11 protein-coding genes are annotated in these 14,874 nt (G+C 70.7%); 6 read left to right on the forward strand and 5 right to left on the reverse strand.

The annotated features are described in order from the left end of the window. Positions 1–112: 112 nt before the first annotated feature. From MON03_RS07285 to MON03_RS07295, 3 genes are read left to right on the forward strand one after another with little or no spacing between them, the layout of a single operon-like run. The gene (locus tag MON03_RS07285; protein WP_242091280.1) at positions 113–1,726 is read left to right on the forward strand and encodes a glycosyltransferase family 2 protein; all 1,614 of its coding nucleotides are present in this window, start codon (positions 113–115) and stop codon (positions 1,724–1,726) included. Continuing rightward, on the forward strand, positions 1,719–3,284 hold the full coding sequence (locus tag MON03_RS07290; RefSeq protein WP_242091281.1) for a glycoside hydrolase family 26 protein: 1,566 nt from the start codon (positions 1,719–1,721) through the stop codon (positions 3,282–3,284). The genes MON03_RS07285 and MON03_RS07290 overlap by 8 nt, the downstream gene beginning before the upstream one ends. Then, positions 3,281–4,723: a UDP-glucose dehydrogenase family protein gene (locus MON03_RS07295; protein WP_022904951.1), complete on the forward strand. Its 1,443-nt coding sequence runs from the start codon at positions 3,281–3,283 to the stop codon at positions 4,721–4,723. The genes MON03_RS07290 and MON03_RS07295 overlap by 4 nt, the downstream gene beginning before the upstream one ends. 232 nt (positions 4,724–4,955) lie before the next feature. Here the strand turns inward: MON03_RS07295 and glnA are convergent, their stop codons facing one another. Continuing rightward, complete coding sequence (gene glnA / locus MON03_RS07300) at positions 4,956–6,380, reverse strand: type I glutamate--ammonia ligase (protein ID WP_058724294.1); 1,425 nt, start codon at positions 6,378–6,380, stop codon at positions 4,956–4,958. Between the two features lie 183 nt (positions 6,381–6,563). On the opposite strand from glnA, the gene MON03_RS07305 reads away from it, so the two are divergent. Next, positions 6,564–7,016 (forward strand): RDD family protein, encoded by a 453-nt coding sequence (locus MON03_RS07305; RefSeq protein WP_242091282.1) that lies wholly within the window; start codon positions 6,564–6,566, stop codon positions 7,014–7,016. Between the two features lie 320 nt (positions 7,017–7,336). Here MON03_RS07305 and MON03_RS07310 read toward each other — a convergent pair whose 3' ends face one another. Further along, positions 7,337–8,050 carry a DUF4191 family protein gene (locus tag MON03_RS07310; protein ID WP_242091283.1) on the reverse strand — a complete coding sequence of 238 codons (714 nt, stop codon included), beginning with the start codon at positions 8,048–8,050 and terminating at the stop codon, positions 7,337–7,339. Here MON03_RS07310 and MON03_RS07315 point away from each other — a divergent pair. After that, on the forward strand, positions 8,049–9,053 hold the full coding sequence (locus tag MON03_RS07315; RefSeq protein WP_242091284.1) for a hypothetical protein: 1,005 nt from the start codon (positions 8,049–8,051) through the stop codon (positions 9,051–9,053). The genes MON03_RS07310 and MON03_RS07315 overlap by 2 nt on opposite strands. Positions 9,054–9,145: 92 nt before the next feature. Here the strand turns inward: MON03_RS07315 and sucB are convergent, their stop codons facing one another. From sucB to MON03_RS07330, 3 genes are all read right to left on the reverse strand, one after another. Beyond that, a complete protein-coding gene (gene sucB, locus MON03_RS07320) occupies positions 9,146–10,681 on the reverse strand; it encodes a 2-oxoglutarate dehydrogenase, E2 component, dihydrolipoamide succinyltransferase (protein ID WP_242091285.1) in 1,536 nt (511 codons plus the stop codon). 49 nt (positions 10,682–10,730) lie between these two features. Next, complete coding sequence (gene lpdA / locus MON03_RS07325; RefSeq protein ID WP_175327732.1) at positions 10,731–12,104, reverse strand: dihydrolipoyl dehydrogenase; 1,374 nt, start codon at positions 12,102–12,104, stop codon at positions 10,731–10,733. Between the two features lie 156 nt (positions 12,105–12,260). Further along, positions 12,261–13,724, reverse strand: coding sequence for a leucyl aminopeptidase (locus MON03_RS07330; RefSeq protein ID WP_188888889.1), 1,464 nt, complete (start codon positions 13,722–13,724; stop codon positions 12,261–12,263). A 75-nt stretch (positions 13,725–13,799) separates the two neighbouring features. On the opposite strand from MON03_RS07330, the gene MON03_RS07335 reads away from it, so the two are divergent. Beyond that, positions 13,800–14,732: a proteasome assembly chaperone family protein gene (locus tag MON03_RS07335; RefSeq protein WP_242091286.1), complete on the forward strand. Its 933-nt coding sequence runs from the start codon at positions 13,800–13,802 to the stop codon at positions 14,730–14,732. Positions 14,733–14,874: the final 142 nt, after the last annotated feature.

Genomic DNA, 14,874 nt, shown 5'->3' on the forward strand with positions numbered 1-14,874 from the left:
GGGGGTCGTGTTGCGCGGGCCCTGCGCTTTCTGCACGATTGGCCCCACCCGAACCGACCACAGGTTCCTCGATGAAGCGGAATCCCCACCTCGAACGTTGAAGCAGGGATCGATGTTCACCTTCATTCTGCAGATCCGGCAGATGGTCGAAGGGCACCCCGAGTTCTACCTGTTCGCCGTGTACTCCGCGGTGATCTGGTTGCTCTGGCTGCTCAAGGTCGTCCTGTCCGCCCGCTACCGCCCCTTCACCGGCACGTACACCGGGACGACGAGCGTCGTCGTCCCCGTGGTGGACGAGCCACTCGACCTCTTCCGCGACGTCATCGGCCGCATGGTCGAGCAGCGCCCCGGCGAGATCATCGTCGTCATCAACGGCGCCCGCAACGAGGCCCTCGAGGAGGTCTGCGACGAGTTCGCCCCGCTCGTCCGCTGGACCCACACCCCGATCCCCGGCAAGCGCAACGCCGTCAAGGTCGGCACCGAGATGTCCACCGGCGACATCACCGTGCTCGTCGACTCGGACACCGTCTGGACCCCCGGCACGCTCGAGGAGCTCCTCAAGCCGTTCGCCGACGAGTCCGTCGGCGGCGTGACCACCCGTCAGCGCATCCTCGAGCCGACCCGCAGCTGGATCACCCGCTGGGCCGACTGGCTCGAGAACTCGCGCGCGCTCTACTCGATGCCCGCGCAGAGCGTCCTCGGCCAGATCGGCTGCCTGCCCGGCCGAACGATCGCCTTCCGGCGGAACATCCTCGTGCGGGTCATGGACAGGTTCATGCACGAGAAGTTCATGGGCGTCTTCCTCGAGGTCTCCGACGACCGCACCCTGACGAACCTGACCCTCAAGGAGGGCTACCGGACCGTCTACCAGTACACGTCGCTCGTGTACACGGACGCTCCGCTCCAGGTGAAGAAGCTGTTCAAGCAGCAGCTCCGCTGGGCCCGCGGCTCGCAGTACAACACGCTCCGGATGCTCCCGTGGATGATCGGGCACGCGCCGATCCTGGCGGCCTTCTTCATCACGGACATCATCCTTCCGTTCATGCTCTTCGGCGTGATCGCGGGCTGGATCTACCGCGCGCTCACCGGGCAGGGCGAGAACCTGTACCAGGGCATCCTGCAGCAGTACGGCTTCAGCACCGGCTTCGTCTACGTCGCCGCGCTCATGGTGGTCTCGTCCGTGCTGAGCATGGCGATTCGCCAGATCCGGCACCTGTCCGAGAAGCCGAGCGACTTCTTCCGCCTGCCGATGTTCATCATCGTGTCGACGTTCTTCCTCATGCCGATCCGCCTCATCGGCTTCTTCCGCCTGGCCCACGCGTCCGGTTGGGGGACCCGTGCCGGCGCCTACGCCGGCGGTCCGATGGAGGAGGACCCGTCGGCGGCCGCGCAGCCGCTCCCGGTGGCCACGCAGACGCCGGTGAGCCCGGTCGACGCCGGCCGGGTCCGCGACGACCAGGCAGCTGCCGACCGCGCGTTCGACGAGATCTTCGGCGCAGGCGCAGGCGCAGGTGCAGGCACGGCCCGGCCGTCGTTCGCGCCCGGCGCCGACGCCACCACGAACTCCACCGCGACGGTGCTCGCGACGCGACGCTCCACGGAGCCCGCCGCGACCTCGCGCGCAGCGGCCCGACCGGTCAAGGTCCGCCGCTACAACCCGTACGCCGCGATCCCGTACGTCATCGGCATCGCGATCTTCGCCCTGGAGGCGTTCCTCATTGTCTGACCTCATCCGCTCCTCCGGTGCTTGGTGGGCCCAGTCCAGCAAGCACGCCAAGCTCACCGCCCTCGGGACGACCGCGATCCTGGTGGTCCTCGGACTCATCACCTGGACCGTCTGGGTGTCGCCCTCGGGCCCGGTGTCGACCGCCGTCCACCAGGCGCTCGGCGTCACCCCGCCCAAGAAGAAGGTCTCCGCGGCGGAGTTGCAGACGCAGCTCACCGCCGCCCAGGAGAAGATCTGGGCGCTCGAGGGCAAGCTCGACTCGACGACGGCCAAGGCCGGTTCCCGCGGGGACCAGATCGCCGACCTCAAGGCGCAGATCGCATCGCTGCAGTCGCAGCTCGGCGCCGCGAAGAGCCGGACGGGAGGCACGACCACCGCGAGCGGGTCGGGCTCCGGTTCCGACGGGGCCGGTTCCGCCGGGTCCGCGTCGGGCTCGTCCGGCGGTAGCGGGACGTCCGGCGGGAACGCGGCCTCCGGGTCGGGCTCGGGCAAGGGTTCCGGCTCCGGCGACCACGGCGTGACCAACCCGAACGGCGGCCCCTCGAAGGACCCCGACGGCACCACGCCGGTCTCCGTGCCGACCAAGGCGCAGATCATGGCCCAGCCCACGCGGTGGTACGGCCTGTACACGGCGCAGTCACCCTTCAACTGGGCCGAGTACGACGAGGTGTCGCAGCAGGTCGGCAAGGCCACGAACATGGTGGGGTTCTTCCAGGGCTTCGACCAGGACTTCAACGCCAGCGCCGTCCAGCGCTCGTGGGCGAACGGTCGCCTGCCGCTCATGACGTGGGAGACCGCGCCCGCGAAGACCGGCAACGACGCGAAGTACGTCCCTGGGTACACCAACGAGGACATCGTCACCGGGAAGTTCGACGCCTACCTCACGAAGTACGCCAAGGCCCTCGCAGCGAACAAGCAGCCGATGGTCATCCGCCTCGATCACGAGATGAACGGCTCCTGGTACAACTGGTCCGAGGGCACCGCCCAGCAGAACGCCGCCGGTTCCTACGTGGCCATGTGGCAGCACGTGCACGACGTCTTCCAGGCGAACGGCGCGAACCAGTACGTCATCTGGAACTGGGCGCCGAGCCGCATCGACAAGCTCGGCAACCCGAAGTACATGCAGCTCGACTACCTGCGCGAGTACTACCCGCAGTCGGAGTACGTCGACTGGGTCGGCATGAGCGGGTACTACCGGACCGCGTCCGAGGACCCGACGTTCGACACCACCTTCGGCAAGACGCTCGCGCAGCTCCGCGAGATCGCCCCCGACAAGAAGATCCTCCTGTCCGAGGTGGGCGCGACCGAGACCGGCACGTCGGTCACGAACGGTCAGAAGGCGAAGTGGATCACCTCGCTCTTCGACGGCCTCGCAGACCCGGCGAACGACGACGTCATCGGCTTCTCGTACTTCAGCGAGACCGCCACCACGATCGTCGACGGCACGCGCACCACCAACGACTGGCGACTCAACTCCCGCGCCGACAGCCTCCAGGCATTCGTGGACGGCATCGCGCGCACTGACACCGACTACGACCTGCAGGAGGTCAAGCAATGACCGCTCAGAAGAAGACCCCGGCCCCGTCCTCCCCGTCCTCCTCGGACGTGCGTCCCGCTCCCGTCATCTCCGTCATCGGCACCGGCTACCTCGGCGCGACGCACGCGGCCGCCATGGCCGAGATGGGCTTCGAGACGATCGGCGTGGACGTCGACCCCGCGAAGCTCGCCGCCCTGACCGCCGGCGAGGTCCCGTTCTTCGAGCCCGGCCTGCCCGAGCTCATCACGAAGCACGTGGCGAGCGGCAAGCTCCGCTTCACGGCGTCGCTCCCCGAGGCCGTCGCCGCCGCGGACGTGCACTTCGTCTGCGTCGGCACCCCGCAGAAGGCCGGGTCGCACGCCGCGAACCTGTCCTACGTCGAGGCCGCCACGCGCGGCGTCGCCGAGCACCTCACGCACCCCGGCCTCATCGTCGGGAAGTCGACCGTCCCGGTGGGCACCGCAGCCCGGCTCCGTGAGCTCGTCCGCGAGTTCACCCCCGCCGGCATCGACGCGGAGCTCATCTGGAACCCCGAGTTCCTCCGCGAGGGCAAGGCCGTCGAGGACACCCTGCACCCGGACCGCCTCGTCTGGGGCGGTGCCTCGCCCGAGGCCGACGCGGTCATCCGCGAGGTCTACGCCGCACCGATCGCCGAGGGCTGCCCGGTCATCACCACGGACCTCGCGACGGCGGAGCTCGTCAAGGTGAGCGCGAACGCATTCCTCGCGACGAAGATCTCCTTCATCAACGCCATCTCGGAGATGTGCGCGATCACCGGTGCCGACGTGTCGACCCTGGCGGACGCCCTCGGGCACGACGCCCGGATCGGCCGGAAGTTCCTCAACGCCGGCCTCGGCTTCGGGGGTGGCTGCCTGCCGAAGGACATCCGTGCGCTCATGCACCGCGCGAACGAGCTCGGCGCCGGACGTGTCGTCGGCCTCATGCAGCAGGTCGACGAGATCAACATGGGGCAGCGCGAGCGCGTCATCGACATGGCGATCGAGGCCGTCGGCGGCTCCGTGCTGAACCGTCGCATCGCCGTGATCGGTGCCGCCTTCAAGCCGCTCACCGACGACGTCCGGGACTCGCCGGCGCTCAACGTCGCCGCCGCACTGCACCTCCGCGGCGCCCAGGTCTCGCTGTGGGACCCGGAGGCGAACGAGACCGCCCGCCGCTCGTTCCCGACCCTCACCTACGCAGCCACGAAGGAGGCAGCGATCGAGGGCGCCGACGTGGTGCTGGTCCTGACCGAGTGGGACGACATCATCCAGGCGTCGCCCGTGGCACTCGGGGACGTCGTCGGGCGTCGCGTCGTGATCGACGCGCGCAACTGCCTCCCGGTCGAGGACTGGGTCACGGCTGGGTGGACCGTCCGTTCCCTGGGACGGCCCACTCCGGTCACGGGTGCACCCGTGAGCGTCGCCGCGGGGGCGAACGACGTGCTGGCGACGGCACGGTAGGTTCCCACCTCCGCAACGAGCGGGGTCCGTGCCGGGGGCGGCGCGGGCCCCGTTCCGTCGTCCCGTCCTGCGCACGGTGGGCGCGGACGCGTCGGGGCGACCGCCTGGAGGCCCGGTGCCGGTCCGTCGGGCCGGCACCGGGCCTCCAGGCGGTCACCCCGTGTCGGGACGCGGGCCGCACGCAGAAGGCCCCGCACCGGAACCGGTGCGGGGCCTTCGTGGTCAGCGGTGTTCAGACGCCGAAGTACAGCTCGTACTCGAACGGGTGCGGACGCTGCGCGAGCGGGAGGATCTCGTTCTCACGCTTGTAGTCGATCCACGTCTGGATGAGGTCCTCGGTGAAGACGTTGCCCTTCGTGAGGAACTCGTGGTCCGCCTCGAGCGCCTCGAGGGCCTCGTCGAGGGAACCCGGAACCTGCGGGATGCCCTTGGCCTCCTCCGGGGGGAGCTCGTAGAGGTCCTTGTCGACCGGCTCGTGCGGCTCGATGCGGTTCTGGATGCCGTCGAGGCCCGCCATGAGCTGCGCGGCGAACGCGAGGTACGGGTTGCCCGAGGCGTCCGGCGCGCGGAACTCGATGCGCTTGGCCTTCGGGTTCGTGCCCGTGATCGGGATGCGGATCGCAGCCGAGCGGTTGCCGGCCGAGTAGACCAGGTTGACCGGCGCCTCGAAGCCCTTGACCAGACGGTGGTACGAGTTGATCGACGGGTTCGTGAACGCGAGCAGCGCCGGGGCGTGCTTGAGGATGCCGCCGATGTACCAGCGCGCAACGTCCGAGAGGCCGCCGTAGCCGTTCTCGTCGTAGAACAGCGGCTTGCCGTCGTTCCAGAGCGACTGGTGGGTGTGCATGCCCGAGCCGTTGTCGCCGAAGAGCGGCTTCGGCATGAACGTGGCGACCTTGCCCCACTGGTCGGCCGTGTTCTTGACGATGTACTTGAACTTCAGGATGTCGTCCGCGGCGTGGACCATCGTGTCGAACTTGTAGTTGATCTCCTGCTGGCCGCCGGTGCCCACCTCGTGGTGCGAGCGCTCGAGCTCGAAGCCCGCCTCGATCAGCTTGAGGGTGATGTCGTCACGGAGGTCTGCCGTCTTGTCGACGGGGGAGACCGGGAAGTAGCCGCCCTTGTACGGGGTCTTGTTCGCGAGGTTGCCGCCCTCTTCTTCGCGGCCGGTGTTCCACGCGCCCTCTTCGGAGTCGACCGAGTAGAACGACTTGTTCTGCGTGACCGAGTAGCGGACGTCGTCGAAGATGTAGAACTCGGCCTCGGGGGCGAAGAACGCGGTGTCCGCGATGCCCGTCGACGCGAGGTACTTCTCCGCCTTCTTCGCGACCTGGCGCGGGTCACGGCCGTAGATCTCGCCGTTCCGCGGGTTGTAGATGTCGAAGATCATGATCAGCGTGCGCTCGGCGCGGAACTGGTCGATGTAGGCCGTCGTCACGTCGGGGATGAGCTGCATGTCCGACTCGTGGATCGACGCGAAGCCGCGGATCGAGGAGCCGTCGAAGAGCTGTCCGACCGAGAAGAAGTCCTCGTCGACCGTCGACGCCGGGATGTTGAAGTGCTGCTGGACACCGGGCAGGTCCGTGAAGCGGATGTCGAGGAACTTGACGTCCGTGTCCTTGATGAAGGCGAGCACCTCGGAGGAATCGCTGAACATGTGTGTCGATCTCCTGTGGGGTTGGGTGATGTCGGCAGGGACCTTTCGGCACCCTCCGACGAGGCTATTGACACCGGGTTTCCCGGACGTCACTGCCTTGTTTCGTGCGTGTTACGCGAGGGGGTCGTTCCGTCGTCGATGGGGCGGCACCGGCGGCGGGCCGACGTCGCCTACGCTGGGAGCATGGCCCGCAGTACCGCCCCGTCGTCGTCCGCCGCACACCCGGACGGCTGGCCTGGGAAGGACCTCGGGCTCCCGGAGGACGGGCCCCGCAGCGTCGGCCGCATCGGTCGCCGGGTCGTCGCGCTCCTCATCGACGGCGCCCTGGCCGACCTCGTCGCGTACGTGACGGGCGTGTGGTCCCCGGTGAACGGATCCGGTGACATCGCGCACTCCTGGGTCCAGATCGCCATCTTCGCCGCGCTGCAGATCCTCTTCATCTGTCTGCTGTCCGGCTCGTTCGGACACGTCTGCGTGGGCCTGCGGGTGGTGCCGATCCGCGGAGGCTACGTCGGGGTGTGGCGCCCGGTGGTCCGGACCGTGCTCCTCTGCCTCGTCGTGCCGGCACTCATCATCGACCGCGACAGCCGCGGGGCGCACGACCGGATCGCGGGGACGGTGCTCGTCCGGCGCTGATCGGCGGCGGTCGCGGTCGGCAGCCGGGTGCGCCCGGGGCTGCGGGGGACCAGCGTGCGAGGTTGTGCACACCGTGCGAGGGTCTCCGCCTCGCACGGTGCGCGGAACCTCGCACCGTCCGGCGATGCGGTGCCACAGAGCGCAGAGCCTCGCACGGTGCGCAGAACCTCGCACCGTCCAGCGATGCGGTGCGATGTGAGGTCGCCCCAGCGCGCCGAGCGCCTGCGACCGGGCAGTGGCAGACACACGAGGACGCCCCCGACCGATCGGTCAGGGGCGTCCTCGTGAGCGACGGAGCGCTGTGGTGTCGAGTCCGCAGGTCAGCGCGGGCGCCCGGCACGGGCACGCATCGGGTCCATGCCCTTCGGGATCGCCGAGGCTGGGCCGTGCGTGAGCGAGTCGAGACGGTTCGCGACCGCGAGGACCTCGTTGCGGTTGAGCGCCTTCTTGAACTTGTTCATCGTCCGCGGGAGCTTGTGGAGCGTGACGGCGTCGTCACCCGAGCCGACATGGACGACATGGACGGGGACGTTCGGGACGATCCGCTGGACCTTGCGGCGCTCTTCCTCGACCTGCCGCGTGAGGTTGCCGAGCTGCCCCTCCGTGATGAGCACGACGCCCGGGGTGCCGACCGCCCGGTACACCGCGGCCTGCGAGCGGCCGTGCACCGCGACCGGCATCTCGCTCGAACGCCACTGCCGGCGGAGCGAGTTCGAGAGGACGGCGCCGACCGCGCCGGGCTGTCCGTCGATCTGCGAGTACGCGGCGCGCTCGGCGAGACGGCCGAGCACGATGAGGAAGAGCAGGACACCGAGGAGCACACCGGCGACGATCCACAGCAGGATCGCGAGCCAGTTCTGACCCGGGAGCACCAGTGCCAGGACCACGCCGAGGACGACGGGGCCGAGGAAGGCGAGAGCGAACCACCAGACGGACGTCGGGTCCGCCCGACGGGTCATCTGGAAGACCTGGTACATCTGCTTGAGACGACCCGGCTCCTTCGCCGTCGTACCGGAAGAACTGCTGCGTGCCATGCAGACAGGATACGGCCTGAGCACACCCTCCGAGACCGGCTCGGAGGAGGCTGTGGGCGAACGACGGCTCTCCACAGGGCCGCGGAACCGCGTGCTCCCCGACTCCGCGCGCACGAGCATGGTCGACGTGGACGATGACGGCGAACGCAGCGGATGGTGGGCAGCGACGTCCGAGGACGTGTTCCTCGGCTGGGTCGCGGACCGATCGGCGTCGACGGACCGGCACCTGGCGCCGGTCCTGTCCGTCGGACGGACGCCCGACGGACGGCTCGCAGCCGCGGCCCTGCGGCCGAGCGGCGTGCCGATCGGGGCGGCGCTGGACCGGATCGGGGTCCCGAACGCGGGCGTCGCCGTCACGCTGACGATGCCACTGCTCGACCTCGCGGTCGCGGCATCGGGCGGAGCGATCGTGCTCGGGACGGCGTCGCCGGACGACGTCGTGGTGGACGATTCGGGCGCAGTGGTGCTCTGCGACCGTCCGCCGGCCTCGGTCGCGTTCGGGGCGACGGTGTCGTCGGTCGCTCTGTCGGCGACGACGCGCGGAACGACGCCGACCCCGCACGGAGCGCGAGCGCTTCCGTCACCGCGGACCCCGCCGGGCGTCGACGGCCTCGAAGCCGTCCTGCTCGCGGTGCGCCAGGTCTGGGAACGGGTCGACCCCCGAGATCCCTGCCGGCCCGCAGTGGACGCTGCTGTCCGGGCGGCGCGTTCCGGGCGACCGGACGACGTCACCGCGGCGAGGTCGACCGTCCGGGGTGCAGCAGCCCCGCGCCCGGTGCGGTGGGACCCACCAAGAGACCTCTTCGACTTCGTCGGCGTGACCGGGCCCGAGCTCACGACCACGGGGGACGGCAGCCTCGACGCAGTCCTCGAGCACATCCGGGACCTCGTCGAGCACGGGGTGCCGTTCGGGAGCCGACGCGTCCCGCTCCGCCAGGTCGTCGTCGCGGTGGTCGTCGCGGTCGGGGTTGCCGGAGCCGCGGTCCTGGGACTCCGCCGCTGACCCGCCCGCAGGAGGCCCGGGAACGCCCGCCTGCACGCGGAACGGCCCCGCTCCCGGATCGGGAGCGGGGCCGTTCTCGGCAGGTGCCGGGCTCAGTACCCGAGGTTCGGGCCGAAGTTGCCCTCCTCGAGCCGGCTCTTCACCGCGACGAGGTAGCGCGACGCGTCCGCACCGTCGATGATCCGGTGGTCGTAGGACAGCGCCAGGTACACGAACGAGCGGATCGCGATGGCCTCCTGCCCGTCGACCTTCACGACCGCCGGACGCTTCGTGACGATGCCCGTCCCGAGGATCGCCGACTGAGGCAGGAACACCACGGGCGTGTCGAACAGCGCGCCACGCGAACCGGTGTTGGTCAGCGTGAACGTGCCACCCGCGAGCTCGTCCGGCTTGAGCTGGTTGTTGCGCGTGCGCTCGGCCAGGTCGGCGATGGACTGGGAGAACTGCGCCAGGTTCAGCGACGCGGCGTCCTTGATCACGGGGGTGAGCAGACCGCGCTCGGTGTCCACCGCGATCGAGACGTTCTCGGTCTCCGGGTAGACGATCTCCTCGCCGTCGACCGTCGAGTTGATCTTCGGGTGCGCCTTGAGCGCCTCCGACGCCGCGAGGGCGAAGAACGGCATGAAGGAGAGCTTCGAACCGGTCTTCTCGAGGAACTCGGCCTTGTGCGCGTCACGGAACTGCGCGACCTTCGTCACGTCGACCTCGACGACGCTGGTGAGCTGCGCGGTCGAGGTCATCGACTGCACGGCGCGCTCGGCGACGACCTTCCGGAGACGGGTCATCTTCTCGCGGGTCCCGCGGAGCGGCGACACCTCGGCGACGAACGGACCGGCGGGGGCGGCAGCGGTCTGACCGCCGGCAGCCGGCTTCGTGGCGGCAGCCGCAGCGGCGAGGACGTCCTCCTTGCGGATGCGTCCACCGACACCGGAGCCGGTCACGGTCGCGAGGTCGACGCCCTGCTCGTTCGCGAGCTTGCGCACGAGCGGGGTGACGTAGCCGGAGGCCGAGCCGTCCTGCGTCGGGTTCGGCACGGCGGCCGACTGCCCGGACGCGGCCGGAGCCGGCGCTGCGGCCGGAGCCGGAGCAGCAGCCGGCGCGGGGGCTGCGGCGGGTGCCGGGACGGCTGCCGGGGGAGCGGCGGCGGGCGGCGGCACCGGAGCGGCCTGCGGCACCGGCGGAGCCGAGGGGGCCTGCGGCGCGGCGGGCTGCGTCTGGCCCCCCGGCGCGGGCTCGGCCTGCTGCGGCTCGGGAGCCTTCTGCTCCTCCTGCTGCTCCGTGCTCGGGGCGGGCTCGGGCTCGGTGGCGTCGGCCTGGGCCGCGTCCGCCCCCTGGTCGGCGCCCGAGTCGGCGGCGCCCTCGTCGGAGCCGCCCTGGTCACCGGAGCCGGAGCCGTCGCCGATCTTCACCAGCGCGGTGCCGACCTCGACGGTCTCGTCCTCCTGGACGAGGATCTCCTCGACGACGCCCGCGACGGGCGACGGGATCTCGGTGTCGACCTTGTCGGTCGAGACCTCGAGCAGCGGCTCGTCGACCTCGACCCGGTCACCGACGTTCTTCAGCCATCGTGTGACCGTGCCCTCGGTGACGCTCTCGCCGAGCGCCGGGAGGTTGACGGATTCGCTCATCGGGTGGACTCCTCTTCGCAGGGGTGGTTCGTGGTGGTGGTCATGATGTTCACAGGGCGTGCAGGGGCTTGCCCGCGAGGTGCAGGAACGCCTCGCCCAGCGCCTCGTTCTGCGTGGGGTGTCCGTGGACCAGGGGAGCGATGTCCTCCGGGTAGGCCTCCCAGTTGACGACGAGCTGTGCCTCGCCGATGAGCTCGCCGACGCGGGCTCCGATCATGCTGACGCCGACGACCGGACCGTCGACCACGCGGACGACCTTGACCGAGCCGGAGGTCCCGATGATGTGGCTCTTGCCGTTGCCGGCGAGGTTGTACTCGTAGGTGTCCACCTTGTCGGCGCCGTACTGCTCCTCGGCCTTCGCCTGGGAGAGACCGACGGACGCGACCTCGGGGTCGGAGTACGTGATCTTCGGGATGTTCGTGTCCGAGATGACGACCGGGTTCAGGCCCGCGATCTCCTCGGCGACGAAGATGCCCTGCTGGAAGCCGCGGTGGGCGAGCTGCAGACCGGGGACGATGTCGCCGACGGCGTACACGTTCGGCACGTTCGTGGCGAGGCGCTCGTTCGTCGTGACGAACCCGCGGTCCATCGTGACGCCGACCTCCTCGAAGCCCATGTTCTGGGTGAGCGGGCCGCGGCCGACGGCGACGAGCATGACGTCGCCCTCGAAGGTCTTGCCGTCCTCGAGCGTGACGACGACGCCGTTCTCGTGCTGCTCGACGCCCTGGAAGCGCACGCCGAGGGAGAACTCGATGCCGCGCTTGCGGAAGGCGCGCTCGAGCTGCTTCGACATCGACTCGTCCTCGGCGGGGATGAGGTGGGGCAGCGCCTCCACGATCGTCACCTCGGCACCGAAGGACTTCCAGACGCTGGCGAACTCGACGCCGATGACGCCGCCACCGAGGATGACGACCTTGTTCGGGACGTAGTCCATCTTGAGGGCGGTCTCGGAGGTGATGACCCGGCCGCCGATCTCGAGCCCGGGGAGGGACCGCGAGTAGGAACCGGTCGCGAGCACGACGTTCTTGCCGGTCACGGTCTGGTCGCCGACCTGCACGGTGTTCGGCGAGGTCAGACGACCCCAGCCCTCGACGACGGTGATCTTCCGCGCCTTGATGAGGCCCTGGAGACCCTTGTACTTCGAGGAGATGACGCCCTGCTGGTACTCGATGACCTTCGGGACCTCGACGCCGGCGAACTCGGCGATCACGCCGTACTTCTCGGCGTCGCGCGTGCCGTCGGCGATCTCGGCCGCGTGCAGGAGCGCCTTCGTCGGGATGCACCCGCGGTGCAGACACGTCCCCCCGAGCTTGTCTCCCTCGATGAGCGCGACGTTCATCCCGAGCTCGGCGGCCCGGAGCGCTGCGGCGTAGCCACCGCTGCCGCCACCGAGGACCACGACGTCGTAAGTCTGTTCCGTCACCTGGTGCAACTCCCTCGTGCGTGTTCGGGACCGGTCAGGCCCCGTGGACACCGCGGCGAGCGGCGTCCCACGGTCGGACCGTGTGGTTCCGGTCCCGTCCCGTGTGGGTCCGGCGGGGTGCGCGCGCACGCGGCCGCCCCGCCGGACTCAAACCTACTACCTGGACTGGAGCTCTTCTGCGAGCGCGATGAGTGTCCGGACCATGACGCCCGTGGCGCCCTTGCCGAGCCATCCGTAGCCGCCGCCCTTGTGCTCCGAGGGGCCGGCGATGTCGAGGTGTGCCCACGGGATGCCCTCGCCGACGAAGCGCTCGAGGAACTTGCCCGCGAGGAGCATGCCGCCGGCCGGGTTGCCGACGGTCGCGTTGACCATGTCGGCGACGTCGCTGGCGAGCCGTGCGTCGAGTTCCTCGGGCAGCGGCATCGGCCAGATCGGCTCCGCCACGGCGTCCGCGATCGCCCGCACCTGCGCGACGAGGTCGTCGCTGCCCATCAGGCCCGTGGTGCGGTCACCGAGCGCGACGACCTGCGCGCCCGTGAGCGTCGCGACGTCGACGATGGCGTCCGGGTGCTCGAGCGACGCGGCCGCCATGCCGTCGCCGAGGACCAGCCGGCCCTCGGCGTCGGTGTTGGTGACCTCGACGGTCTTGCCGTTCTTGAGCGTCAGGACGTCGCCGGGCCGCGTGGCCGAACCGGACGGCATGTTCTCGGCGAGGCAGAGCCAGGCGCTGACCTTCGTGTCGAGTCCGAGCTTCGCGGCGGCGACGGTCGCGGCGAGCACCGTGGCCGCGCCCGTCATGTCCGTCTTCATGCCGAGCATCGACGCGGCGGGCTTCAGCGAGAGGCCGCCCGAGTCGAACGTGATGCCCTTGCCGACGAGGGCGAGGTGCTTGGTCGCGGACTCGGGCGCGTACCGGACGACGACGAGCCGCGGGGGGCGGACCGATCCGCGACCGACCCCGGCGATCCCGCCGAAGCCCTGCGCCTCGAGCTCGTGCTCGTCGAGCACCTCGACGGTGAGGGGGAGGCCATCCGCCTGCGCGACCGCGACGTCCGCCACGTCCGCGGGGCCGAGGTCGCCGGCGGCGGTGTTGACGAGGTCCCGGACGGTCGCGGCCGCCTCGGCGACCACCGACGCGCGGGTCGGGTCGACCTCGACGCCGGCGGGCGCGACGACAGCGATCCGCTGGTCGCCGCGGACGGGCCCGGTCGTGCCGGTGCCCTTGTGGGCGGTGAAGACGTAGGACCCGAGCGCCGCACCCTCGAGGGCCGCCTCGACCAGCTCGGCGGTCGCGGTCGGCAGGGCGAGCGCGATCGACGTCGCGAGGGGCAGCTGGCGCACGGCGCTGCCGGCGGCGCTGCGCACCGCGGCGGCGTCGGTGCCCGAGCCGAGGCCGATGAGCGCGACCGACGCGGCGGCGACGCCCGTGCCCGGGAGGCGCACGAGCTGGTCCTTGGCGCCCGTCACGCCGATCGCGGCGAGGTCGAGGTCGCCGAGCAGGTCGGTGTCGACGAGGGTCGCGGGCCCGCCGTCCACCCCCGGTCGGACGCCGACGACGAGGACGTCGGCCTCCGTGTCGGTCGGGGCGGACGAGACGGTGGAGAGGATCGGTCGGACCATGCCCCAACCCTATCCGCGGCCTGTTCGCTGTCGGCGTGGCCCTGCCGCCCGGGGCGTCGCCCGTGCCCGCCTAGCATGGGGACGGTGAACCACCCCGAGGACCTCTACTCGTTCGTCGACGGTGCCCCCGAGGTGCCGGCGGGCCTCCACCTCGTCGCGGCGCTCACCGGCTTCGCCGACGCGGGGTCCGCGGTCGCCCAGGTCACGTCGTCGATCGAGGGCGTGCTCGACGTCACGACGGTCGTCGAGTTCGACCCGGACGTGCTGCTCGACTGGCGGGCGCGGCGACCGGTGATCACCTTCGAGCACGACCACATCGAGTCGGTCGCCGTGCCGCGGCTGACGCTGTCCCTCGTGCGCGACGAGCTCGGTCAGCCCTTCCTCTTCCTCTCGGGGTACGAGCCGGACTTCCGCTGGAACGCGTTCGTCGCGGCTGTGGCCGGCCTCGTCGAGCAACTGCAGGTCGCCGACACGACGTGGGTGCAGTCGATCCCGATGCCCGTCCCGCACACCCGGCCGATCCGGATGACGGTGTCGGGCACGCGCGCCGACCTCGTCGAGCAGATGAGCGTCTGGAAGCCGGAGACCCAGGCTCCCGCGAACGTGCTGCACCTGGTCGAGCACCGGCTCGCGCAGTCCGGACACGGGGTCACCGGACTCGTCCTCCTCGTCCCGCACTACCTGTCGGACACCGAGTTCCCGGACGCCGCGGTCGCGGCCCTCGCGGGCGTCTCGGCGGCGACCGGGCTGATCTTCCCCTCGGACGCGCTCCGCGAGGAGGGGCGCGAGTTCCTGTCGCGGGTCGACGAGCAGGTCGCGGGCAACGGCGAGCTGCAGCGGCTCGTCGGTGTCCTCGAGGAACGGCACGACGAGTACATGGCCGGCAACCCGATCGGCTCGCCGCTCACCGGTGTCGACGGCGAGGTCCCCTCGGCGGACGCGATCGCGGCCGAGCTCGAGCGCTTCTTGGCGGACCGTCGCGCGCAGGGCGACGGCACCGCGGACTGATCCCGGGCGGCGTCGGACGCGGGTCGCGTCGCGGACGTCGGACGGGCCTCCCGTCCGGTTCCTGCCTGGAGGCACGGTGCGCGCCCGCCTCGCGGGTGCGGTTCTCCACAGGTCGCGCCGCGCATCCGGCCCGGTGCTGGCG

Origin of the sequence: Curtobacterium sp. DN_7.5 (genome assembly GCF_022655355.1) — a bacterium.
Taxonomy (GTDB): Bacteria; Actinomycetota; Actinomycetes; order Actinomycetales; family Microbacteriaceae; genus Curtobacterium; species Curtobacterium luteum.